General features: G+C 54.4%; 14 protein-coding genes. 6 read left to right on the forward strand and 8 right to left on the reverse strand.

Annotated features, from left to right (window positions below; translation table 11 throughout):
* The first annotated feature begins 49 nt into the window (after positions 1-49).
* Entirely contained in the window at positions 50-781 is a 732-nt protein-coding gene (locus ACFE7X_RS01100) for a hypothetical protein (protein WP_375433806.1), read from the forward strand.
* A gap of 111 nt (positions 782-892) precedes the next feature.
* Here the strand turns inward: ACFE7X_RS01100 and ACFE7X_RS01105 are convergent, their stop codons facing one another.
* The 8 genes from ACFE7X_RS01105 to ACFE7X_RS01140 all read right to left on the reverse strand — a co-directional run bounded on the left by ACFE7X_RS01105 (position 893) and on the right by ACFE7X_RS01140 (position 11,940).
* Positions 893-1,651, reverse strand: coding sequence for a LytR/AlgR family response regulator transcription factor (locus ACFE7X_RS01105; RefSeq protein ID WP_375433807.1), 759 nt, complete (start codon positions 1,649-1,651; stop codon positions 893-895).
* A complete protein-coding gene (locus tag ACFE7X_RS01110; protein WP_375433808.1) occupies positions 1,648-2,781 on the reverse strand; it encodes a sensor histidine kinase in 1,134 nt (377 codons plus the stop codon). The genes ACFE7X_RS01105 and ACFE7X_RS01110 overlap by 4 nt, the downstream gene beginning before the upstream one ends.
* Positions 2,782-2,969: 188 nt before the next feature.
* Complete coding sequence (locus tag ACFE7X_RS01115) at positions 2,970-3,455, reverse strand: YdeI/OmpD-associated family protein (protein WP_375433809.1); 486 nt, start codon at positions 3,453-3,455, stop codon at positions 2,970-2,972.
* 294 nt (positions 3,456-3,749) lie between these two features.
* The gene (locus tag ACFE7X_RS01120; RefSeq protein WP_375433810.1) at positions 3,750-4,538 is read right to left on the reverse strand and encodes an SDR family oxidoreductase; all 789 of its coding nucleotides are present in this window, start codon (positions 4,536-4,538) and stop codon (positions 3,750-3,752) included.
* A gap of 187 nt (positions 4,539-4,725) precedes the next feature.
* Positions 4,726-5,583 (reverse strand): fumarylacetoacetate hydrolase family protein, encoded by an 858-nt coding sequence (locus ACFE7X_RS01125; RefSeq protein WP_375433811.1) that lies wholly within the window; start codon positions 5,581-5,583, stop codon positions 4,726-4,728.
* A 108-nt stretch (positions 5,584-5,691) separates the two neighbouring features.
* Entirely contained in the window at positions 5,692-6,453 is a 762-nt protein-coding gene (locus tag ACFE7X_RS01130) for an SDR family NAD(P)-dependent oxidoreductase (RefSeq protein WP_375433812.1), read from the reverse strand.
* A 300-nt stretch (positions 6,454-6,753) separates the two neighbouring features.
* Positions 6,754-8,643, reverse strand: coding sequence for a RagB/SusD family nutrient uptake outer membrane protein (locus tag ACFE7X_RS01135; protein ID WP_375433813.1), 1,890 nt, complete (start codon positions 8,641-8,643; stop codon positions 6,754-6,756).
* Positions 8,644-8,661: 18 nt separating this feature from the next.
* Positions 8,662-11,940: a SusC/RagA family TonB-linked outer membrane protein gene (locus ACFE7X_RS01140; RefSeq protein WP_375433814.1), complete on the reverse strand. Its 3,279-nt coding sequence runs from the start codon at positions 11,938-11,940 to the stop codon at positions 8,662-8,664.
* 890 nt (positions 11,941-12,830) lie between these two features.
* On the opposite strand from ACFE7X_RS01140, the gene ACFE7X_RS01145 reads away from it, so the two are divergent.
* The 5 genes from ACFE7X_RS01145 (at position 12,831) to ACFE7X_RS01165 (ending at position 24,371) form a co-directional block, all read left to right on the forward strand.
* Complete coding sequence (locus ACFE7X_RS01145) at positions 12,831-15,101, forward strand: NADP-dependent malic enzyme (RefSeq protein WP_375433815.1); 2,271 nt, start codon at positions 12,831-12,833, stop codon at positions 15,099-15,101.
* A gap of 138 nt (positions 15,102-15,239) precedes the next feature.
* Positions 15,240-15,845 (forward strand): Holliday junction branch migration protein RuvA, encoded by a 606-nt coding sequence (gene ruvA / locus ACFE7X_RS01150; RefSeq protein WP_375433816.1) that lies wholly within the window; start codon positions 15,240-15,242, stop codon positions 15,843-15,845.
* Between the two features lie 39 nt (positions 15,846-15,884).
* Positions 15,885-23,384 (forward strand): cell surface protein SprA, encoded by a 7,500-nt coding sequence (gene sprA, locus ACFE7X_RS01155; RefSeq protein ID WP_375433817.1) that lies wholly within the window; start codon positions 15,885-15,887, stop codon positions 23,382-23,384.
* 178 nt (positions 23,385-23,562) lie between these two features.
* Positions 23,563-23,943, forward strand: coding sequence for a glycine cleavage system protein GcvH (gene gcvH / locus ACFE7X_RS01160; RefSeq protein ID WP_375433818.1), 381 nt, complete (start codon positions 23,563-23,565; stop codon positions 23,941-23,943).
* An 11-nt stretch (positions 23,944-23,954) separates the two neighbouring features.
* The gene (locus ACFE7X_RS01165) at positions 23,955-24,371 is read left to right on the forward strand and encodes a VanZ family protein (RefSeq protein WP_375433819.1); all 417 of its coding nucleotides are present in this window, start codon (positions 23,955-23,957) and stop codon (positions 24,369-24,371) included.
* Positions 24,372-24,376 lie beyond the last annotated feature (5 nt).

Raw genomic sequence — 24,376 nt, forward strand, 5'->3', positions numbered from 1 at the left:
TGTTGTTAATGAAAATCAACTTCGCTCTTACTGCAACTCACGCAACAGTATGATCAAGCAAACACCAGGTAAAATCTTTCTGGCCGACCAGCGGGGGCTCACGGAAACCAGCAAGTTTCGTCGCTACAGTACTTTCAGCTTTGGAACTTATGTGCACGAGCATAAAGAGCCTTTCGGTAATCTGTATGCCGTGAACGAGGAAACCCTAGGCGGTGGGCAGCAGTTGGAATTCACCGCCGAGCAGCACTCGTGTTGCATCCTGATTCCCGTAACTGGCGAGTTGATTGTACAGACTTCAGCAGGCAATACCACCGTTGAGGTAGAACAAATACAGCTGCTGACTGTGCCGGCAAACACCACGGTGCAACTAACCAATCCGTATGAAACAGAGTTGGTTACGTTTCTGCATTTGTGGTTGAAAACCGAACACCTTATTAGCGTTGGCAATGAAGTGTTTGGCTTTCAACTGTCGGCGGTTGAGAACCAGCTGGCAACAGTGATATCTGGGCACCACACCAACCAGGCACTTCCCTTTGCCGTGAGTGTTGGCCGATTTGCGGGGCGACAGGAAGTGGTTTACCGTCTCGAAAACGAGGCGTCATTCTTTGCTTTCGTGTTGGCCGGCGCCTTTGAAGTGGAGGGCAGACTACTACACGAAAAAGACGGCCTAGCGCTGTGGAACACCGAAGAAGTGGAGCTGGAAGCGCTTAGCCACAACGCCATACTTGTGGTCATCGAGCTGAAAAAGCAGGTGGTTCCGCTTCACTCGGGCTTGGCGTAGCAACACCACTGCTAAGCGGTGCCGCACCAGTTGGTGCAGGTCCTTGCGTACTCGGTAACCACGTAGTTCCGGCGCCATGCCCGAACGAAGCGGTAGGTGGCTTGGCAAACGCTACTTCCAGCGGCTAACGAACTGGTCGAAAACTTCGCGGTAGGTGTCGCTGACGGGAATGGTTTCGGTGCCGATATGCACTGTGCCCCGCCCGATGGACGCTATATGACTGAGGCCTACAATGTAGGAGCGGTGGATGCGCATAAACAAACGCGGCGGTAAACGCTCTTCCAGCGTTTTCAAGCTAGTCAGGGAAAGCAGTGGCTTGGACTCATTTTGCCGGTACACCTTCACGTAATCCTTGAGCCCTTCGATATACAGAATATCGTGGAAGGGTACGCGCACAAGCTGGTATTCCACCTTCAGATACAAATAGTCGTCGGGGGGGCCAGGGGACTCTGCTGGGGCCGAAATGGTGGGCTGGTTCGCAGGCAGGCTTCGCTCAGCGTATGATTTAGCTTTGTTGGCCACGCGCAAAAACTCTTCGTAGGTGAACGGCTTGAGCAGATAATCCAGCGCATCCACTTTGTAGCCTTCCAGCGCGTACTGATTGAACGCGGTGGTAAATACCACACGCGGACCTTGCTGACCCGGTTCGCGGATTAATACGCGGGCTAATTCCAGGCCATTTAGGTCGGGCATCTGAATATCGAGAAACAGCAAATCGACCGGCGTGGCTTGCTGCTGCAAGCCGCGCAGGGCGGCTACCGCGCTGCCGTAGCTGCCAACTAGGTTTAGAAACGGCGTTTGTTCAATAAAACGAGCAACCAACTTCAGCGCCAGTGGCTCGTCATCAACGGCAATGCAATTAAGTTTCATACCTGCAGGGAGAGGGTGAGGTGCACGTAGTATTCGTGCTCGGGCGTGAGTTCGGTTACGGTAAGGGTGTGGCGGCCGGGGTAAAGCAGTGTTAGGCGGCGGCGGGTGTTGGCCAGCCCAATGCCGTGGTTTTCATCCAGCGCCAATGGGCGGTCGGCAAAAACCGAGTTGCGCACCTCCACATCGAGCGTGTGCGGCGTGGGCTGCCGCACCACGATACGGATATGGCTAGGCGCCAAGGCGCTAATCCCGTGCTTGAAAGCATTTTCCACGAACGTAAGCAGTATCATGGGCGCAATGGCTGCCTCGTGTACCACATCCGGCGTTTCGTACTCCACCCGGACATTGTTGGTGAGGCGCAGCTGCATCAAGTCGATGTAGTCGCGCACGAAGAGCAGCTCTTGGCTAAGTGAAGCCGTACCGTTCTGCGTGTCGTACAGCACGTAGCGCATCATGCGTGAGAGGCGGTGAATGGCCTCGCGGGCTTGGTCGCCATCGAGTAGTGTAAGGGCGTAGATGTTGTTGAGGGTGTTGAAGAAGAAGTGCGGGTTGATCTGAGCTTTCAGCCACGACAGCTCCGTCGAGAGCTTTTCTTTCTCCAGGGCCTGCCGGATCTGGGCTTCCTGTTGCCCGCGCTGCACGGCCGCCACGCTGGTGCCCAAACCCAAAACCAGCAACGTGGAAAGCATCACTGCTGGGTTCACCCATCCTTGGCGCCCACTCCATCGCCGTGGTTCGCCCGGAGGGAAGGACGCCCCGCCGGGCGGTGGCCCCAGCCAGCGAAACTCTGCACGCGGCGGGGGAGAATTCCCAGTGGAATATTGGCTGTGGTAGCGGTTTTCCAGTGCCTGCTGCACTTGTCGGTAGGGCAGGGTCACGGCAACAACCACTACTACCACAAATACCCCATAGCTCAGCAACCGCCGCCCATATAGCAGCTGCGGTACGGCCCAATACACATTAAGGTAGAACACTCCCAGCGACACAAAAAAAAGCGCCGCTTGCAGCCAATAGAACTGCGGTTGAGGAAGCCGCCCCGTTGGCTGCAACGCTAGCAGCACCCCAAGCAGCATCCAAGTAAGAGCATGAAGCAAAAAGGTCTGGGCCTGGCGAGAAGTAAAAAGGGGCATGTAGCAGATGGCAGATAGGTAGTTTAAAGATAACAACTAAGGCTCCGGCAACAGATACATAATCGGCCAGCGTCGCGTAAGTCTATACCGATAGGCACCATGAACCGTTAGTTCCATAGGTCCATACCCCCAGGTGCGCAAAGCCAACCCTGCGGGCTAAGTGCAGCAGGCTTTTCAGGCCGTCGGCGCTACGACTTCCGGGAAGGATGCCGACCAGTGGCTAGCCATTCGGCCAACTCCACTGCCCGGCGCGCCCGGGTTTCCACCTGTTTGGCAGTGGCTACGCGCTGTGCCATAGCCCGTCGGTGGCTGGCGGAATACTCATTAAATCTAATTTCAGCTTCGGGCCACGCGGCCAAGGCTTCCGCCAACTCCGCTGGCAAATCAACCGCCTCCGGATTGGGGTCGGGGGCAAGGCTGAGCGTAACGTGCTGCCCAATCTGCACCCCGGCCGCGCGGCACGTGTCTTTGTTGATCATCAGGTAGCGCCCGCCGCCCGTTGCTGGCAGCAGCCCCAGCCGCACCGGATGGTTGTTGAGAGTGCCTACAACTCGCTTTATCGTTTTGCCGCCCAGCGCCTCCACTACCAAAGGCGGTACTATCACGATCTGGGTCGGCATGAAGCTCGGCCCGCCGGGCTCTAGCATTGCTAGAAAAGTATGGAGAGTTTCCATGTTTTGAAGGCAGCAAAACTCGTTCTTCGTTGTGTTGTCGAAATTGCGCTAGTGAATCAGGAAGCCGCGTGACTTACGCCTGGGTTAGCTGGTAGTTTGTACAGTTAACGAACCCAAGGGCGTGGCTCCGGCCAACCGCTGCGTTTATCCGCCTACACCCTGACCTCGTTCTGCGGCTGGCAGTCGCGCCCACGCGGTAGGCTAAGACGGCCGCCACCGCGTAACCCAGAGCGCACCTCTTCCAAGAGAATTTCTGGGCATAGCTACAAAGAAGGAGTGTGCTAAAATTTCCGGCTAGGCGTTGGCTAGGGCACGGTCGAGGTGCACGTAGCCGCCATCTACATGAATGATTTGGCCCGTGGTGTGGCTAGAGCAGGCCGACAGCAGAAAAGTAGTGGTGTTGGCAATTTCCTCGGCCGTTGTCATGCGGTTTTCCAGCGGAATTTTAGCGGTGATTTCACGCAGCTTTTCCTCAGGATCGGGGAGGGTCTTGATCCAGGTTTCGTAGGCGGGCGTCCAGCATTCAGCCACCACCACGGCATTCACCCGAATACCGTATTTAAGTAGTTCCACGGCCCATTCGCGCGTGAGGGCATTGCGGCCCCCGTTGGCAGCAGCGTAGGCCGAGGTATTGCCCTGGCCGGTTTCGGCCGTCTTTGAGGTGATGTTGAGAATAGCCCCCCGCGACTTTTTCAACTCCGGCAGGGCATAGTGGGCCATTAGATAGTAATGAACCACGTTGCGGTGCAGGCTCTCCATGAAAGCTTGGTAATTGCCGCTTTCCAAACCTACGCCGTCGTTCACGCCGGCATTGTTGACGAGGCCTTCAATGCGCCCAAACTGGGTTACCACGGCCTGCACGGCCCGCTCGCACTCCATTGGGTCAGATAGCTCGGCCGTTACGGAGCCGGCCCGGCCCCCAGCAGCAACCACAGCTGTTACCAGAGCTTCATTGTCGTTGGCATTGCGGCCCACTACCACCGGAATAGCTCCTTCGGCAGCTAGTACCCGCGAAATGCTTTCGCCAATGCCCTTGGCCCCGCCCGTTACGATAATAACTTTATCACGCAGTTGTAAGTCCATAGCTCCCTAAGAGTGTGCAGATGAGCAAGAACCACGGATGAAATGCCAAGCTCCGTAGCTGTACGCTGCGTGAAAACGTGGCCGGCAAGTGGGCTATTTACAACCAACTTGCCGGCTTATAAATCTCAAAACTGCTTTTTAGGTCAGCTTAGAAGAGGCTGGCACGTAGCCGCCTTCAAAGTGCCAGCTAGCTCTTAGGATACGCCTTCAACTCCTGGCGCGAGGTACCCAGTCCATCAATGCCAAGCTCTACCACGTCGCCGGGCTTCAAGTACACTGGCGGCTTGAAACCCAAGCCAACCCCAGCCGGAGTGCCCGTTGAAATGATGTCGCCGGGCAGTAGCGTCATAAACTGACTGATGTAGGAAACCAGGAACGGAATGCGGAAAATCAGGTTGGCAGTGGTGCCGTCCTGCATCAGTTGGCCGTTCACGCTCAGCCACAGGCGCAGGTTGTTTACGTCGCCTATTTCGTCGGGCGTAGCCAGAAACGGACCAACTGGCGCAAAAGTGTCGCAGCCCTTGCCCTTGTCCCAGGTGCCACTGCGCTCCAGCTGAAATTCTCGCTCCGATACGTCGTTGTGCAGCGTGTAGCCCGCAATGTAATCAGGCGCGTCGGCCTCTTCTACGTAAGAAGCTTGTTTGCCTATTACCACCGCTAGCTCCACTTCCCAGTCTGTTTTAACTGAGTTTTTGGGTATTACAATGTCGTCATTAGGACCAACCAGTGCCGTTGTCGATTTAAAAAACAGCACCGGCTCGGCGGGCGGCGTGGCGCCAGTTTCCCGGGCGTGGTCGGCATAGTTTAGCCCTACGCACACAATTTTGGAAGGCCGTGCCACGGGCGACCCGAGCCGCTCGCCCGCCGCAATAGCCGGCAACTGATCGGCATTAGCTCGCACGAATTCCGCCAACCGGCTTAGGCCATCAGTAGCAAAAAAGGTTTCGGTGTAATCTTCCCCGAAAGCAGATACGTCAACTTGCTGGTCCTGCAATAGCACGCCTGGCTTCTCGTGGCCGGGCTGGCCGTAGCGAATTAGTTTCATGGGGTTTGGTTGGTGACTAAGAAATTAATTGTCGGGGGGTGCCAAATAATGACTGGTAGATAGGTTTCGACTGCTAGTTACTGAAAGCTAACAATCCACAAGCCGCAGTCAGTTATTGAGTTTGGTGAAGCCGCCGTCCAATGGGTAGTCGCAGCCGGTTACGAAACCAGCTTCGTCGGAGCAGAGGTAGAGGGCCAGGGCTGCTACTTCAGCGGGAGTGCCCATGCGGCCGATGGGCTGGCTGCGAGAAAGTTTGTTGAACATTTCCTGTTCTTGTCCCGCGTAGTGTTTGGCAATAAAGCCATCAACGAACGGCGTATGCACACGGGCCGGCGAGATGCTGTTGCACCGGATGTTATGCGCCAAGTAGTCGCGCGCCACCGACAAGGTCATGGCGAAGATGGCGCCTTTGCTCATCGAGTACGCAAACCTATCGGTGATACCTACGAGGGCGGCAATGGAAGCCATGTTCACAATCGCGCCGCCATTGGCTTTCAGCTGTGGTATGGCCGCATACAAACAGTTGTAAGCCCCCTTCACATTCACATTGTATATCCGGTCGAAGTCTGCCTCTGCGGTGTTTTCCAAGTTGCCGACGTGCGCAATGCCCGCGTTGTTGACCAGAATATCGAACGGGCCAATCTGATTGAAAATGGGTAGCACCTGTACTTGCTGGCTGATATCGGCGCTGTGCACGCGGGCTTGCCCCCCCGCCTCCTGAATCTCGGCCACTACTTGCTCGCCAGCGGCCGCATTCAGCTCAAGAATATGCACCTGGGCACCCTGAGCGGCAAACACTAGCGCAATGGCTTTGCCAATACCGCTACCGCCACCTGTAATAACCGCCTTCTTTCCCGATAAACTGAACATGATGATGGGCCTTGATTACTACATGAGGCGTTAAACTACCTGCTAAAACTCAATTCTTAGCGGCACACGAAGTTGTCGGAAACTTTCGCTGACGCACCTTATGCAACACAGTTACCTTTTGGGCCTCGCAACAAAAGGATAGCAGTAAAAATGAGCAGCAACATTGGGTGCACTCTCCTGTAGTGTCAGGGCTAGCAAGGCAGGAAAGTTGAAATAAGTAAGAAACACAAAGGCCACGACCTTCTTTCTGAAGATCGTGGCCTTGTATCAAGCAACACTAAAAATGCCGGTTAGCGGTTACTAGTTGTAGCCGAAGTTCTGAACTAATGCATTATCAGCGGCGAGAGTGCTCTGCGGAATGGGTAGCAATTCCTTGCCTTGGCCTGGAACGTACTCGGCAGCCAGTCCCTGGCCTCCACTAACCACGGTGGTGGTGCCCAAGGTATAGGGAGTATTTTGAGGCTTGGTATTAGCTATGTAGGTAGCGTCAATTGCCAGACGCCAGTTTATGCGCACCGTACCGGCAGGTGCTGTATTGGGCGTGGGCGAAGGACGATAGAACGAGCGGGTCCACTGTACGCTGCTGCCGGCGGTTGGCGTACGGTAGTACTGATACAGCGGCACATTCTGATAAGGAGCTTCGCCTTTGGCCAGCTTTTCTAGGTTGGCTTTTACTTCGGCTATTTTAGTGCTGAACAAGTTCCAACGGATCAAGTCGTACTTGCGAATGGCTTCGCTACCAAACTCTAGGTACCGCTCGTTCACGATAGTATTAAACAGCGCCGCTTTGCTGGTCAGGCCGAAGCCACCCTGCGCCAGCGTCGCCAGTGCCTGCGCCCGGTTGCCAGCAAAAGCCCGAGTCCGTACCCGTAGTAGGGCCTCCTGTGCAGCGGTAGTAGGACCATTTAGCTCGTTTTCCGTTTCGGCAAACATCAGCAGTACATCAGCAAACCGAATGATAGGCCAGTTGTATCCCAGATAGTTGCTTGCCCCTGTAAGTAGCGGGGTGTGCCAGTCGCGGCGGAATTTACCATCCGCTATTACGTTCAGAGCCACTCCCGTAAAGAGGGTGCTGTTACTAGCCATGCCATACGTGGTAATAGTTACGTCGCGCCGGGTATCCGTAGAGTCGAAGGCGTAGAAGTAAGTAGGCACCACGTTTACACCACCTTGCGTAGAACCGTATATACTCGATTGATTTTGCAGGCGGGGCCCGTTATAGTAACCCAGTTTGCTGTCCGATACGGCCGTTGCTCCCGTCATGCCTACCTGGAAAATAATTTCGTTGGCGCTCTCGGTACGCTGCTCGTTGATGCTCTTAAATACTTCCAAAAAACTGGAATTCAAGCCGTGCTCAGCAGGGCGAGCCATTAGCTCGGCGCACTCCTGCCGGGCAATGCGATAATAATCAAGGTAGTCCGTTGGCCGCACCATCTGGCCGTTGGTTGGGTTAGGGCTGTAGCCTCCACGGAACAAAGCAATACGAGCCCGTAGCGCTTTCACTGCGCCCTTGGTTATCCGCTCACTAGCAGCACCAGCACCAGCACCAGAACGCCAAGGAACCAACTTCTGGGCCTGGGCTAAGTCATCGAGCAACTTGCTAAGTGTCACATTGCGGTCGGCGTTGGGAAGCAGAAAATCCTGCCCTGATACTGAAGGAGTGAATTGTGCTGGCACATCGCCCCAATGGCGCACTAAGTCGAAGTAATATTGTGCCCGTAAGGTAAGCGCCTCACCATGCAGCCGGTGCAGGGCGGCAGTATCGGCGGCAGTGCCACTATTGTAAAGCGGCGATAGGGGAATTTGTTGAATGCAGATGTTGGTCCGCTCCACTCCCTGGTAAAGCGTGTTCCAAGGGTTAGCCAGATCGGTGTTCGTTGATAGAGCCTTGTAACGCGCAATACCCCGGCGTCCGCCATCTGTAGCCGGACCTGGCGAGCTGATCATTTCGTCGCTGTCGTATGGGAAATACATGCTTACGCGCTGCCCGTAGCTATTGTCGCCGGAAAGTGGGTCGTAGGCCCCGATAATTGCGGCTGTGGCCCCGGCTACCGTACTAAAGGAGTACTCAGTTGTATTGAGCGCAATTGGCTCTACATCGAGATAGTCTCGGCAAGACGTTACCAGTCCGGCGGTACCAACCAAGACGCTAGCAGCCAGTGCCGCCCGAAAAAAAACGAGAGATTTCATATGGATATCAGGTGGGAATTACAAAGAGAGATTCACGCCGAATAGGAAGGCACGGCTGCGCGGATAGGCAGCATAATCGACACCCGGCGTAAGGGGCGTAGAGCGGCGCGTGTTCACCTCGGGGTCGTAGCCCGTGTATTTGGTAAAGGTATACAAGTTATTAAGCGTCACGTAAAAGCGCAATTGTTGCACTTTGGCGCGAGCGGTTAAGGCCTTGGGTAGGGTATAACCCACGGTTACGTTGTTGACGCGCAAGAACGAGCCATCTTCCACAGCCCACGAATGCAGGAAGTAGCTGGAAGTTGGCCGCCAGATTTTAGCGCCCTGGTTGATTTCGCGCAGCCGGTCCAGCGAAGTGATAAACGACCCATCAGTTTCGGTGATGCGGTAGCGGGAGTTCATGTCATCGAGCACGTTGCTGAATACCGTGTTGGCCGTGTTCGTAGTGAACTCAATCTTGTTGGCGTTGTACACATCATTGCCCAGCACAAAGTTCAAAAACACGCTGGCATCAAAGCTTTTGTACGTGAACTGCTGGTTGAAGCCGCCTACCATTTTGGGGTTGGCATTGCCAATTACCACTTGGTCCAGGTCGTTGATTACTTTGTCTCCGTTCTGGTCTTTCAACTTCAACAAACCAGGCTGCGCCGCAGTACCGTCCAGCGAACCAATTGGTAGCAAGTCCGGATTGTCGGTGCGCAACACCCACCGTTGAGCGGCCGGATTGGCTGGATTATAGCTCTGGAAGTCGTCGGCCGTGTAATAGCCATCGGTTTCGTAACCATACATCTTGCCCACTGGCTGGCCTACCCGGGCCACAAAGTCGCGGGTAAGGGTGGCAGCACTGCCGGCCCAACCCGAGCTAATTGCCGGCAGTTCGTTGAGACCTTCGCCTAAGCTTTCAATGCGTCCCCGGTTAAACGACCCATTGGCCGTTGCCGTCCAGGTGAACGACTCGTTGGTTATAATGGTACCGGTTAACTGCAGTTCCAAACCACGGTTGGAAGTTGAGCCAATATTTTGCGTTTGGGTGGAGTAACCCAGGAATGCTGGAATCGTGCGGTTGATGAGCAAGTCGCTGGTCGTGTTGTAATACGCATCAGCCGTGAACTGTACCCGGTTGTCGAGCAAAGCCAAATCAACCCCGACGTTGCGCGAAGTGGTGGACTCCCACTTCAAGTTCGGGTTGGCCAGCGAGTTGGCCGCCGACCCTAGCACAATAGCGTGGTTGATGGAATAAGGGGCGCTGCCTGCCGAGAAAAGTTGCTCACCAAGGAAGTCAGCAATACGGTTGTTGCCCGCTTTACCATAGCTCAGGCGCAGCTTCAGATCGGTTACCTTATCAACACCTTTGAAGAAGTTTTCGCGCGAAATACGCCATGCTACCGAAGCACCTGGGAAATAACCCCACCGGTTGCCAGGCCGGTATTTCGAAGAACCATCGGCGCGGAACGTACCTGTGAACAAGTACCTGTCATCGTAGGAATACGTCAGACGACCGAAGCCTGAGAGCAGACGATAATCCTGCGGAATACTAGTCTGGGGTAGTATCGGTTGGCTAGTCTGCCCAGCGGGTAATACACCTTGGTTGATGTTGGCCAAAGCTCGCTCGGCCGTAATATCCAACGGCAGGTAGTTGGTCTGAATATACTGTTGTGTGTTGCGCTGCTGATAAATTTCCTCACCTACCAGAACCCCTACTGAATGCAGCCCTTTTTGGAAACTATAGTCCAAAACGTTGGAGTTGTTGAACGTGTTTTGTACACCAGTGGTGATTGAAGCCGTAGGCAGGTTAAGGTAACCGCCCCCTGGCTGCCGCAGCAACGGCGAGTAACGGCCATTAAAAGTGCCCAGATTAACGTTCGTAATATCGAATCCGGCGGTAGAGCGGAACGTCAGGTTCTTTATAATTTCGAAAGCAGCTGTGGCCCCGACATTGAACGTTTGCCGCTTTTCATTACGATACTCGTTGTCGATAGCTATAAGCGGGCTTACCAGCGTGGATGTGTTGAAAAACTCATCGTCAAAGGTGTTCGGGTCGAGTACCGCGCCTGACAGCCTAGGTACTTGCAACGGCTGATACTGCACGGCGTTGCGCAAGCGCGAGGTCGTATTAGAGCCGTTAGTAGAAGTACCTGCGCCGTTGGTAGTTTGGTCGTTGAAGCGCACGTTCAAGCCTAGCCGCAGTTTATCAGATGCCTTAGTATCAAACCGGAAATTCACAAGCTTCCGGTCGAAATCGGAGCCGAGTTGGATGCCGTCTTCCAGGTTGCGAGTCAAGCTCAGTGAGTACGTTGTGCCTTTCACGCCGCCAGCAACCGATACGTTATGGGTTTGCTGGAAAGCATCGCGGCCGAATGTTTCGTCCTGCCAATCGATGAAAGGCGCGTTACGAGCATTCTGTAGGGTGTCACTATTAAAGTTGCTGCTTCCGAACAACGACTTGAAGGCAGGCAGGCCACCCGTGCCAGTGCCCGCTATTTGCGCCCGCTCGAACTGGTAATCCAGATAGGCATCAGGTTTCATCACGTCTAGCTTCTTGGAGATGCGGCGGAAGCCGGCAAAGCCATTATAGCTGATAACAGTCCGGCCTTCAAGCCCTTTTTTAGTGGTAATAATTACAACGCCGTTGGCACCGCGCGCACCGTAGATAGCGGTAGCCGAAGCGTCTTTCAACACGTCGACGGAGGCAATATCCTGGGGCGCGATTACGCTGAGTGCATTTTCAATCTGCACACCATCCACTACGTATAGCGGAGAATTGTCTTGCGTAATAGAACCACCTCCTCGCACTCGGACCTGTACGTTGAGGTTACCGGGCGTTCCTTCGGCGCTAGTGAGTTGGACGCCTGCTAAGCGGCCAGTCAAAGCTTCTGCAGCGGAGTTTACTGGAATGTCCTTGAGTTGCTGCGCACTTACTGAAGAAACTGAGCCAGTTACATCGCGGCGTTCCACTGCCTGATAGCCGATAACCACAACGTCATTCAACGTTTGTGTGTCTTCCAGCAGAGTCACGTCTACCTGTGGCCGGTCGCCAACAGCTACATCCTGCGATACGTAGCCGATATAGCTGACACGGATAGTAGGGTTGGTTTCAGTAGCAGGCAGCGTTATTAGGAAAGTGCCATCACTGTTAGTAGAGGAACCAGTGGTGGTACCCTTCACTACCACAGTTACCCCGGGGAGTCCTTCCCCTTTTTCGGACCGCACAACGCCCGATATGCGCCGTTGCTGCTGAGCCCACGCTGTAGATGCCGCGCAGATCATCAACGGCCACAGCAGTAGTTGTTTTTTCATCGTTATAGAAGTAATCGTGGGAAATTTGAAAACAAGTTTAAATGACTCTCGTCAATTGGACTGTTCGATTTTAGTTTAGGGTTTTCCTTTGAATACATCAGCCCCCACACATTCCGTAAATAAACCAGCAGCACAATTTGGATTGTCAGCTTATAAATTGACTCACTAATTTTAACTGAATACTGCCGAATTAAGAAGATAGACCGGTTTTTTATTTATGCAATCGTTGCCGGGAACGTTCTCACTTTACCGCTAAATACGCTTTTCCCTAGTTGCTTACACCTCGTCGTTTCAGTTCTGTAAATATAGAAGTGATTCTGATAAATAGCATGCGTTTTTTTATTTAATTGAATTATTTCAATATATGCTGTCTATTGCACAACAAATAGCCGAAACTAGTATGCATACAGCGGTTTAGTTGTTAGTGCAAAGCACACGACGGATTCGTTTGTAGCTGAACATCAAGGGCGATATAGTAACTGCTGTATCAGTATGCTTGCCCTGATAGCAGTGTTTTGCAGCTTGTATTCTTAGGCAAAGAGTACAGATGAGAATGAACCTTCACAAGGATAAATAGCAACCGACGAGTGAGTTTAGTAGTGCTACTTTTGAAACTTCAGCTATGAATCGAGCACATAGTTGCGCTCTACTAGGGTTGCGTAATTGCTGTGTCGCACTATATGTTTTGCTGCGGTGCTGCGGTCCTAAGCAAAGGAGCAGAGAGGCAAGCAGGGGCACTAGCAGTAGATTATTTCGCTCCTGATTTTATAAGTAGGGAAGCACCTTTCTTTGCGCGTGGTAAGAGAGCTTAACTTTGATTCCGGCTGATTTCGCCCCAACTTGCCTGAGCCGTAGCCCCAGATGCGGCTTTCTCACCCAGGAAATTCCCCATGCTCAAAATCAACAAACAGGACGCCCTCGATTACCACGCCCAAAATCCTGCTGGCAAAATTGAAGTGGTGCCTACCAAGCCCGTCAGCACTCAGCTCGATTTGGCCCTGGCTTATTCGCCGGGAGTAGCTGAGCCCTGCCTAGCCATTGCCGCCAACAAAGATGATGTGTATAAATACACAGCTAAAGGCAATTTGGTGGCCGTTATCAGCAATGGTACCGCCGTGCTTGGGTTAGGCAATATCGGCCCCGAGGCGTCGAAGCCCGTTATGGAAGGCAAGGGCGTACTATTCAAGAAATTTGCGGGTATTGACTGCTTTGATATCGAGATTGACGCCACCGACCCCGACGAGTTTATCCGTATTGTGAAGGCCTTGGAGCCTACGTTTGGCGGCATCAACTTAGAGGATATCAAAGCCCCGGAGTGCTTCCGCATCGAGACCGAGCTGCGCGAGAAGATGAACATTCCGCTCATGCACGACGACCAGCATGGTACGGCCATCATTACCTCGGCGGCTTTGCTGAATGCACTGGAGATAGTTGGCAAAGACATCAAGAAAATCAAGGTGGTCGTGAGTGGCGCGGGCGCGGCGGCAGTGTCGTGTTTGCGATTGTACCTGGCGTTGGGCTTGGAGCTGAAAAACGTAGTGGTGTTCGACAAGGACGGCATCATCAACGAGGCCCGCACCGATCTGGCACCCTTGCAAATGCACTTTGCTACCACCCGCTCCATCACAACCATGGCCGAGGCTATGGAAGATGCGGACGTGTTCCTGGGATTATCGGCGGCCAACGTGCTGCCCGCCGACTTGCTGCTGCGCATGGCTGATACTCCTATTGTATTCGCGCTGGCCAACCCCAACCCGGAAATTGCCTACGAGCTGGCCATGGCTACCCGCCCCGATATCATCATGGCAACGGGTCGCTCCGATCATCCCAACCAAGTAAACAACGTGCTTGGCTTCCCTTATATCTTCCGGGGGGCGCTGGATGTGCGGGCCACGGAAATCAACGAAGCCATGAAGTTGGCGGCCGTGCAAGCACTGGCCGAACTGGCGAAGGAGCCTGTGCCGGATATGGTAAACCGGGCCTACGGCGACAATACGCTGGCTTTCGGGCGCACTTACCTGATTCCGAAACCCCTGGACCCGCGCCTGATTACCACCGTGAGCCCAGCCGTAGCCCGGGCCGCTATGGAAAGCGGCGTGGCCCGCCGTGACGTAGAAGACTGGACTGCTTACGAGGACGAACTGCGCGGCCGGTTGGGTGTGAACCAGAAGCTAATGAACCGGATTACGTCGGCAGCTCGCACCAATCCTAAGCGGGTGGTATTTGCGGAGGCTGATACGTATAAGATTCTGAAAGCGGCCACCATTCTGCATGACGAAGGCATCGCCAAGCCCATTCTGCTGGGTGCGCGCGAAAGGCTTGCCGCCATTGCGCAAGCCAACAACTTGGATTTGAGTGGTTGCCAGATAGTTGATATTCTGGAAGAAGACACGCAGCGCGAAGAGTACGCCGAGTTGCTTTATCAGAAGCGACAGCGCCGGGGTGTCACGCTCTATGAAAGCCGCCGCCTGATGCGCGAGCGGAACTACTACGGCTCGATGATGCTGGAAACTGGCGCCGCCGATGCCTTTATCACCGGTCTTACCAAAGATTACAGCAAGAGTATTGTACCCGCGCTACAGGTTATAGGCGTGGAAGATGGCGTGAAGCGAGTGGCTTCGATGTACATCATCCAGCACAAAAAAGGCCCATACTTCTTTGCCGATACCACCGTCAACATTGACCCGACGGCCGAAGAAATGGTGGATATTATTGGCCTCACGGCGCAAGCGGTGCGCTTCTTCGGTACCGAGCCACGGGTAGGCGTCATCAGTTACTCCAACTTTGGCTCCAATCCCGGCACGCTACCCGATAAGGCCCGGCGCGCCACCGAACTGGCTAAAGCCCGTTACCCCGACCTAATTTTGGACGGCGAGATGCAAGCCAACACCGCCCTCAACCCACAACTATTACAAGAGCAATACCCCTTCTCTGTTCTAGCCGAAAAGGGCGGTGCCAACACGTTGGTTTTCCCGAACGTTATTTCCGGCAACATTGCCTACAAAGTGTTGCAGGAAATAGGCGGCGCCGAAGTGATTGGGCCAGTACTGATGGGAATGCGCAAACCAGTGCACATCCTGCAACTTGGGGCTTCGGTGCGCGAAATTGTGAACATGGCGGCCATTGCGGTTGTGGATGCGCAACAAGCCAGCGGGGTATAGAAACGGTACCGCTTGGAGGGCTACTCCGGGAGGTACCTGTTTAAATCTAATTTATTTAGCTGAAAAAGCCAGTATTTTTGGGATAGAAAATGTCTTCATCGGCGTTTCACCTGTCACCTCAACACTCATTCGTTTCCCATGATTGCGTACATCGAAGGGCTGCTTGCCTATAAAGACCATGCTCAGGCCATTCTCGACGTGAGCGGCGTTGGATATGAAATCAAGATTTCGCTGGCCACTTACAGTAAACTGCCAGCCGAGGGCGAGAAAGCGAAACTCTACACGTTTCAGCACATCAAGGAAGACGCGCACACCCTTTACGGCTTTCTGGACCCCAACGAGCGGGCATTGTTCCTGCATCTGATTTCGGTTTCGGGTATTGGGCCAGGCACCGGCATCGTAATGGTGAGCAGCATGAGCGTGGGCGAAATCCGTCATGCTATTATCAACGAAGATGTGCGCGCCATTCAGAGCATCAAAGGCGTAGGCCCCAAAACGGCGCAACGGGTTATTATCGATTTGCGCGACCGGCTGCGCAAAGACGAATTACTGGCTAAAGCCGGAGTAGATACGGTACCATTAGCCCGGACGCACAATACCAGCCGCAATGAAGCGTTGTCAGCTTTAGTAACGTTGGGCTTTGCTCGGTCGGCTGCCGAAAAGAACCTGGATCAGATTCAGAACAAACATGGTAACGACTTGAGCGTGGAGGAATTGATTAAGTTTGCTCTTAAGTCGAATTAGCGTTTTTAGGCTGCCAGTATCTATTTTCATTTGTAACACTTGAACTCCGGTAAGAAGTCCCTCACCGCCTCCTTGGTTGTTGTCGTGTCATTGCTGGCCTGGTGGTCGCAAGCTGAGTCGATGGGAGATTCCACTTTTGCCTTGCAGCATTTGTGGACTTCCTGGCTACCAGGTGCTGTCTCACAGGGCGCAATGCCATGGTTGATGCCTACGCCGGATACCCCGCGCGTCGTCGTGCCCGACACCAGTCGCTACCGCCCCAGTCGCCGCCCCAAAGTGGCGCCTGCCGACCGGGCGGGTACTCCGTTTTCCCCCCAGCGACGCCAGTCACCGCTGATTCTGGAATTGCCTTCCAACATCAAGCAACAAGTTACTCCCGATGACAGCCTGGAGTATTTCGATGTTGAAGAGCGAGTAGGGCAGGAACTTGATTTCCGTGAACCTAGCCGACTCAGCTTCAAGGAATACTCGGAGTGGCAGCAACGTCAGGCTATACGAGACTACTTCCGAAATCGTTCGGCGGGTGGCGTTACCGGCGACTCCAGTACGGCCAACGTGCGCCGTCTCATCCCGAAAATCTACCTCGGCCCCATGGCCGACCGCATATTTGGAGGGAGTTACGTGGATATTCGGCCGGCCGGTGCCGTGACGCTGCGCATGGGTGCCCGCTTCAACCGCAACGAGAACCCTACGCTCACGCTGCGTCAGCAGCGCGTCGGCGATTTTCAGTACGATCAGAACCTGAATCTGAACCTAACCGGGCAGATAGGGGAGAAGCTGCGCCTGACTTTCAACTACGACACCAAGGCGGCCTTCGACTTCGAGAACAACATGAAGCTCGACTACACGGGCTTCGATACCGATATCATTCGGAAGATAGAACTCGGCAACGTGAGTTTGCCGCTCAACAACTCCCTGATTCAGGGCGGGCAAAACCTGTTCGGGGTGAAAACGCAGCTTCAGTTCGGCCGCTTGGCCGTAACGGCGGTAGCCAGCAACCTGCGCGGCCAAGCCGACGAAGTACGGGTGCAGAATGGGGCCCAGAGCCGGCAGTTCGAAATCAAAGCCAGCCAATACGAGCGGGACCGACACTTCTTTCTGAGCCAGTTTTTCCGCGACCGGTACGACCAGGCACTGAAAAACTTGCCCACTGTCCAGAGCGGCATCGAAATCCGGCGCCTGGAAGTGTACATCACCAACGACAACCGCCAGAGCGACAACTTGCGCAATGTGGTGGCCTTGATGGACTTAGCGGAGCCCCGGCGGGTGTATCGGCAGGGCTTTTTGCTGACCAATCCGCCTACTACGGTCAGCAACACGAGCAACAGCGAGTTTGCGGCAGTGGTAACCAATGGTGGCACCGAGGCCCGTGGCGAACTAACCGTAGACGGCTATCTGAGCAGAGCAACCGCAACCAAGCCGGCCTTGCTCAAGAACGTGGACTTCGAGCATGTGCGGGCCCGCAAGCTCGACACGCGCGAGTATACTTTCAATGCGCAGTTGGGCTATATTTCCTTGAACACGCAGTTGCTACCAGAGCAGGTCCTAAGCGTGAGCTACGAGTATCTCTACAATGGCAAGGCCTATAAGGTAGGGGAGTTGGTTGATGACTACGCCAACGTAGGACAGGACCAGGTTATCTTCATGAAGATGCTGAAAGCCACAAACCCTGCTGTCGGGTTGGTCGATTTCAGAGACGTCACCGTTAATACGCCGCAGAACAACCCAAACCCGGCTACCAACAACCCCAATCTGTCCACCGGCAACCTGCCGACGTGGGATTTGATGATGAAGAACGTGTACCCGTTGAATGCTTCGCAGCTCAACCGGGACAACTTTCAACTGCAAATCGTTTATAAAGACGACGAAACAGGGGTTGACTTGATTTCGCTGAAGGAAGGCGCCAAAATTGCCAACCGGCCGCTGATTGAGGTGCTGAACCTCGACAACGTAAACCCCAACAACGACCGTAACCCCGACGGTAACTTCGACTACTTTCCGGGTATTACTATTGACCCGGAACTAGGCAAAATCATTTTCCCGGTGGTGGAGCCTTTCGGTAATTACTTGCGCAACCAGTTCGATACGGTAACAGTGAATGAGCGGCCGCTTATTCAACAATACGTGTACCAAGAGCTGTACCGGCAAGTACAGAGCGATGCACAGCAGCGGACAGAGAAAGATAAGTTTGTGATTCGAGGCCGTTTTCAGGCCACTGCCACCAACGAAATCAGCTTGCCGGGTATTGGCATTGCGCAAGGTTCGGTGCGGGTATACGCGGGGTCGGTGCTGCTGGCAGAAGGAACGGATTACCAGGTATTCTACGACCAGGCTATGGTCAAGGTCCTGAACCCGGCCTACCTGAACTCGGCCAACGAGTTGCGCATAGAATTCGAGAAGAATGCCTTGGTGCAAGTGCAGCCCCGGCGTCTGCTCGGCGTCCGGCTCGACTACCGCCTCAGCCCCGACATCAACTTCGGGGCCACGGTATTGCAGCTGCGCGAAAACCAAGCGCCCGGTATCAACAGGGTGAATATCGGCGACGAACCGGGCAACAACACCATCTATGGTTTCGACGTGAACATGCGCCGCGACTCGCGCGTGCTAACCAAATACCTGGACCTGCTGCCGCTGATTTCCACCAAGGAGCCTTCATCGGTAGCTTTTAGCGGGGAGTTTGCGCAGCTGCTGCCGGGCGAGTCCAAGCTCGGCAACGGGGAAAATGGCGTGTCTTACCTCGACGATTTCGAGAATGCCCGGACGCCCTACACGCTGGGCGGCTTGAATTCGGCGGTGGCCTGGCGACTCGGCGCTACGCCCTTCTCTTTTCCCAACTTCAACGCTCTTAACCGAACAGCAGGTTACCAGCGCGCTAAGCTGGCTTGGTACACCATCGACCAGACCTACTACACCGGTGGTGTCAGCCGGCCCAGCAACATTGAAGCGAACATCAGAAACCACTATATCCGGGGAATACAGCGCACCGAAATTTTCCCTAACCGCGACGCAGGGGCTATCAACAACGCCTACGAGTACTCGTTTGACCTCGCCTATTATCCAAGGGAAAGAGGGCAGTACAACTACAACCCAGGGTTGGACGCCAACGGTCGGCTGCCTACTCCTGAAAACAATTTCGGCGCTATTTCCCGTGAGATTACCTTCGATACCGACTTTGATAACGCCAACGTCGAGTATTTGGAGTTTTGGATGATGGACCCCTTTATCAGCGGGGATAATGGGATAATTAATGACGGTGTAAATCCTCCTACCAATGCGGGCGACAACCCCGGCGGCAAGCTGCTTATCAACCTAGGATCAATATCGGAAGACGTGCTACGTGACGGCCAATACGAATTCGAGAACGGTTTGCCCACCGACGACACGCCTACTACCACTAATGGCACTCGTCCTACTGAGTGGGGCCGGGTTACGCGGCAGCAGTTTCTGACCGACGCGTTCAGCAGCTCCGGCCGGAACCAACAGGATATTGGCCTCGAAGGCCTCGACGACACAGAAGAAACGGCATTTTTTGGGGCGGCTTTCGGTGATGATCCATCGGCCGACAACTTCCTTCATCACCTCGACCCCACCTACGATCAGAACAACGTGGGTATTCTGGGCCGTTACAAGCAATTCAACGGCTTGGAGCGCAACTCGCAGGAAAACAGCCAGCTTAGCTCCACTGCTTTCCCCGATAAAGAAGACCTGAACCGCGACAACGTAATTTCCGATACCGAGCGCTACTTCGAGTACGAACTGGATTTGAGGAAAGACCAACTCGCGGTAGGCAGCAATTATATCGTGGACAAGGTTACGAATACCGTCAACGAAGACCAGGTGTCGTGGTATCAGGTTCGGATTCCGATTCGCTCCTACAACCGGGTGCAAAGCCCCGACGGTAACCTGCCGAGCTTCAAGTCCATCCGGTTTCTGCGCATGGTGATGACTGGCTGGCGGGATCCGGTGGTACTCCGGCTGGTGCAACCGCAGTTCATTGCCAACCAGTGGCGCCGCTACCTAGGGCCCATTGCCGATCCTAAGATACCAGCTGTAAACCTTACAGATGCCGTAGCTTCCGCCTTCAACATCAGCACGGTAAGTGTAGAGGAAAACGGGGGCAGCACCGCCCAGGGAACCGTGAAGTACGTGCTGCCGCCCGGCATTGCGCGCGACAAAGAGTACGGCTCGAGCACCGTAAATCGCCAGCAGAACGAGCAGAGCCTGCGTTTGTGCGTGGAAGACCTGCGCGACGGATTCGGGCAGGCTGCTTACAAAAACCTGAGCTTGAACTTGGTGCGCTACAAGAAGCTCCGGATGTTTTTGCATGCGCAAAGCGAAGACGCTTCCATCCGCGACGGGCAAGTAGAAGCGTTTATCCGCATCGGCACCGATTACAACCAGAATTACTACGAGTACCGCAAGCCGCTGGTAATGACACCCAGCGGGTCGGTAACCGCCGAGCAGATCTGGCCCGATCAAAACCAAGTGGAAATTGATCTGCAACGCTTTATTGACGCCAAGGCCGAGCGCAACCGGCTCAGATTACCTTACAACGGCACCTACACAATAACCAACCCCGACGGCTCTACCATCTCGGTGGTCGGCAACCCCGACATTAGCGCGGTGCAGGGAGCCATGATTGGCATTTTCAACCCGGCCGACGATGACCGTACCAAATCGGTGTGTTTGTGGGCCGATGAGTTGCGGGTGTTCGATTTCGACCGGGATAATGGCTGGGCCGCTACGGCGCGCTTCAACACCAAGCTGGCTGACTTCGCCAACGTTACGGCCACGGGTAGCTACACATCGGTAGGCTTTGGCGCCTTGCAAGACAAATTGCAGCAACGTTCACTCGAAGAAATCACGCGGGGCGACGTCAATGCTACGGTGGCACTCGAAAAATTCTTCCCCGAGAAGCTCGGCCTTCGGGTGCCCGTTCTGATGCAAGCCGGTTACGAAAGCCGCGCCCCCGAGTACGACCCCCTCGACCCCGATACCAAGCTCGACCAATCGTTGCGCAAATTCGAAAACGAGGACCGGGCCGAATACCGCAAGGAGGTTATCGACCAAACCAGTAGCCGAAGTATCAGCGTGCTGAACGTGCGCAAGGAACGCACCAACACCGAGCGCAAGCCCAAGCCCTACGATATCGAGAACCTAGCGCTAAGCTATTCCTATACCGAGCGCACGCACACCGATATCAATACCGACCGGGACTACACCCGCTCCTACAACGGGGCTTTGGCTTACGTGTATCAAACTACGCCGAAGATTTATACCCCGTTGGCAAAAGTGAAGGCGCTGGACTCGCCGTACCTGAAATTTTTGCAGGAAGTGAATTTCACGCCTTTGCCTACTCGCTTCTCGTTCCGCGCCGACATCGACCGGCGCTACAACGAGCGGTTCTTGCAGCGCGCTCTTGAGCCCGGCACCGTGCCCGTAATTGCAGGTCCCGGCATATTCCAGAAGTCGTTCTACTTCAACCGTATCTACGATCTGCAATGGGCCCTTACCAAGGCCTTAACGTTGGATTACACGGCCAATAACCGCGCCGTAGTGGACGAGGGAATTGGGAGCACCATTGATGGGTCCGACATTGCCAAGGCCAACCGCGAGCAGCTCCGCGAAAACCTGTTCCGCCGCGGCGGGCGCACCACCAACTTCAACCAGACCGTAGCTCTGACCTACCGGCTGCCGCTCGACAAGTTCCCCCTCACCGACTGGCTATCGGCTGATACGCGCTACGCGGCCAACTATACCTGGCTAGCGGCTTCCACGGCGTTGCGGGCCCCTAATCCGCAGTTGATTGACGGTATACCCGACCCGAACGATACGACCACCACGGAACTGAACCTGGGCAACACCATTCAGAACAACGGGGAGTTGAGTGCCAACGGCAAGATTGATTTAGTGAAGCTCTACAACAAGGTGCGCTTCCTCAACATCATCAACAACGCTCCACCACCTGGCCCGGCCAACAAAGCGGGGGCTAAAGGCACGGTAGCTCCTGGCGTAGTGCGGCGCCCCGGCGAGGCACAAGCCGGAGCCGCCCCGGCCGATACGGCTAAGGGTCCGGAACTACGCTTTCTGAAAGCCGTGCTTCGCTCCCTGATGACGGCGCGCTCCTTGAACTTCACCTATACCCGCAGCAATGGTACGTTGCTACCAGGTTACTTGCCACGCACCAAGTTCTTCGGTCTCAACAGCGACTGGGATGCGCCCGGAGTGCCTTTCCTTTTGGGCCGGCAAGACAACTTAGACGACCTCTTCAGGCGAACCTACGACCGAGGTTGGTATACCGACCGGAGCGACCTGCTAAACACGCCTCTTAGCTCCTTGCTCACGAGTAATCTGGTGTATCGTACTGCGTTGGAGCCCTTCCGCGACTTCAACGTGCAGGTGGAAGGCCGAACGCAGAAGGTGCAAAACCGAGAAGTATTCTACCGGACGGAAATTGACGAAATTACCTTACAGCCCATAGGCAACGAACCTACCGCCAGCAATCCGCTTGGCTCGGGCTCCTTCAGCACATCTATTGTTACCATTCAAACTCTGTTCGGCGACTTGTCTTCGAACGGAGAGGTATCTAAGTCCTTCGACCGGTTTGTAAGCAACCGGGAAGTGGTACAGCAGCGGCTACAGGAAAATCGGGTGCTTAATCCGAATACAGATCAGTTTGGTGAATACGGCTATAACTCCCAGGACGTGCTGATACCAGCTTTCCTGGATGCGTATCGTGGCAAGTCATCGGATGGGTATCAGGCCAAGAAGTTCAACCCGTTTGCCCAGTTGCCTATTCCTAATTGGCGCGTCGATTACAATGGCTTAGCAGAATTGCCATTCATGAAGCGCTACTTCCGCTCTATCTCGCTTACGCATGCTTACTCGTCGGTGTACAGCGTGAATAGCTACACAACGGCCACAGACTACGCGACAGAACTCAATAGCCTAAGCTACCTGACCAATGCTTCAAACCAGTATATTCCGTACTACGTGCTCGGACAAGTAAGTATTGCCGAACGCCTCACGCCACTGATCGGAGTTAACTTCCAGACTTTAGAGAAGATTACTGGCCGGCTGGAGCTTCGGACCGAGCGGGCAGTGGCTTTGAACACCACCAATGCCCAAATAACCGAGTTGCATACGCAGGAATTGGTAATAGGCTTTGGCTATGCTACCAATCGGTTGAAGTTGCCGTTCCGGGTAGGGGGCGAGCAGAGAGTATTGAAGAACGAGCTTACGGCTCGTTTGGACCTGAGTATCCGCGACAACACTACCATCCAGCGCACCATTGTGGACGTTGTAGATCCAGCAAGCGCGACTGCAACCCTGCTGGCTAGCCCTGGCAGTTCGGTCAGCCTTACCACCAACGGTACCAAGCAGCTTCAGCTTCGGCCCACCATCGACTACGTACTCAACCAGCGTCTGAATTTGCAGTTCTTTTTCACCCGCACAGTTACGGAGCCGCGCGTTGAGAACTCCTACAGAAACGCTACCACCGAAGGCGGTATCCAGTTACGCTATAGCTTGTCACAATAAGTAGGCAATAGGTGGATTGCCAAGTGGCGCGTTTACTGTCCTGTTAACGCATTATGTGCTTTTAACAGAACAGCAAACGCGCCACTTCTTAATTTGATACCTCGCAATTTCACCACTTCACCGTACTTTTGAGCTACCGCACCAGAGGCGGCTATCTTCTCCTTCAAATCAGCCCTCAATGAATCTGCCCGCCAACCTCAAATACACCAAAGAGCACGAATGGATTCGCGTAGAAGGTGACATTGCCTATATCGGCATCACCGACCACGCCCAAAAAGAGCTTGGTGACATTGTATACGTTGACATAGACACGCTCGACAAAGAAGTTGCCCGGGACGAGGTGTTTGGAACGGTAGAGGCCGTGAAAACTGTATCTGATCTGTTTAGCCCTATTTCAGGTACGGTGCTGGAAGTAAATAGCCATTTGGAAGGAAATCCAGAAGCCGTGAATTCTGACCCCTACGGTGATGGCTGGATGGTGAAGATAGCGGTAGCTAATCCCACCGAATTAGAAGAGCTATTATCGGCCGAAGCCTACGGCGAGTTAGTAGGCGCATAAACAGTTTGTTCGTGTCAACTAGGGTAATAACGGCGCCGCCCGCACCCCGTAGTCGTCCTTTGGTGGGCTTGCCGCTGGCGTGGGCGGCGCTGGTTTTGGTGCTCACTCTAACCCCGGCTGAGGACATGCCGGAGGTGCCACCGTGGGAGCTAGTATCTTTTGATACGGCCGCACATGCTTTCGTTTTCGTGGTTCTGGCCGTTCTAGCTGTTTTTTCAGTGCGTCGGCAGCAGGTGCGGCCGTGGTTGCGCCGTTGGGGCTACTTGTCGGTTTTTGGGGGAAGTGTAGCATTCGGTTTGTTGATCGAATTTCTACAAACGGTTATGCATTTAGGTCGGCACGGCGAATGGTCCGACGCGCTTAGCGATTCTATCGGCGTCGGTGTGGGTTTGTTGTTTGCTTATGCTACGCGTCGTTGGTGGGAATAAGCAAC

The sequence above is a fragment of the uncultured Hymenobacter sp. genome (genome assembly GCF_964242765.1).
GTDB lineage: Bacteria > Bacteroidota > Bacteroidia > Cytophagales > Hymenobacteraceae > Hymenobacter.

Bases quoted from the DNA above. Each gene is read 5' to 3' on its own strand.
- ACFE7X_RS01115 (WP_375433809.1), bottom strand. From the start codon at position 3,455: ATGGAAACTCTCCATACTTTTCTAGCAATGCTAGAGCCCGGCGGGCCG.
- ACFE7X_RS01145 (WP_375433815.1), top strand. From the start codon at position 12,831: ATGCTCAAAATCAACAAACAGGACGCCCTCGATTACCACGCCCAAAAT.
- ACFE7X_RS01140 (WP_375433814.1), bottom strand. From the start codon at position 11,940: ATGAAAAAACAACTACTGCTGTGGCCGTTGATGATCTGCGCGGCATCT.
- ruvA (WP_375433816.1), top strand. From the start codon at position 15,240: ATGATTGCGTACATCGAAGGGCTGCTTGCCTATAAAGACCATGCTCAG.
- ACFE7X_RS01100 (WP_375433806.1), top strand. From the start codon at position 50: ATGATCAAGCAAACACCAGGTAAAATCTTTCTGGCCGACCAGCGGGGG.
- gcvH (WP_375433818.1), top strand. From the start codon at position 23,563: ATGAATCTGCCCGCCAACCTCAAATACACCAAAGAGCACGAATGGATT.
- ACFE7X_RS01105 (WP_375433807.1), bottom strand. From the start codon at position 1,651: ATGAAACTTAATTGCATTGCCGTTGATGACGAGCCACTGGCGCTGAAG.
- ACFE7X_RS01120 (WP_375433810.1), bottom strand. From the start codon at position 4,538: ATGGACTTACAACTGCGTGATAAAGTTATTATCGTAACGGGCGGGGCC.
- ACFE7X_RS01130 (WP_375433812.1), bottom strand. From the start codon at position 6,453: ATGTTCAGTTTATCGGGAAAGAAGGCGGTTATTACAGGTGGCGGTAGC.
- ACFE7X_RS01135 (WP_375433813.1), bottom strand. From the start codon at position 8,643: ATGAAATCTCTCGTTTTTTTTCGGGCGGCACTGGCTGCTAGCGTCTTG.
- ACFE7X_RS01110 (WP_375433808.1), bottom strand. From the start codon at position 2,781: ATGCCCCTTTTTACTTCTCGCCAGGCCCAGACCTTTTTGCTTCATGCT.
- ACFE7X_RS01125 (WP_375433811.1), bottom strand. From the start codon at position 5,583: ATGAAACTAATTCGCTACGGCCAGCCCGGCCACGAGAAGCCAGGCGTG.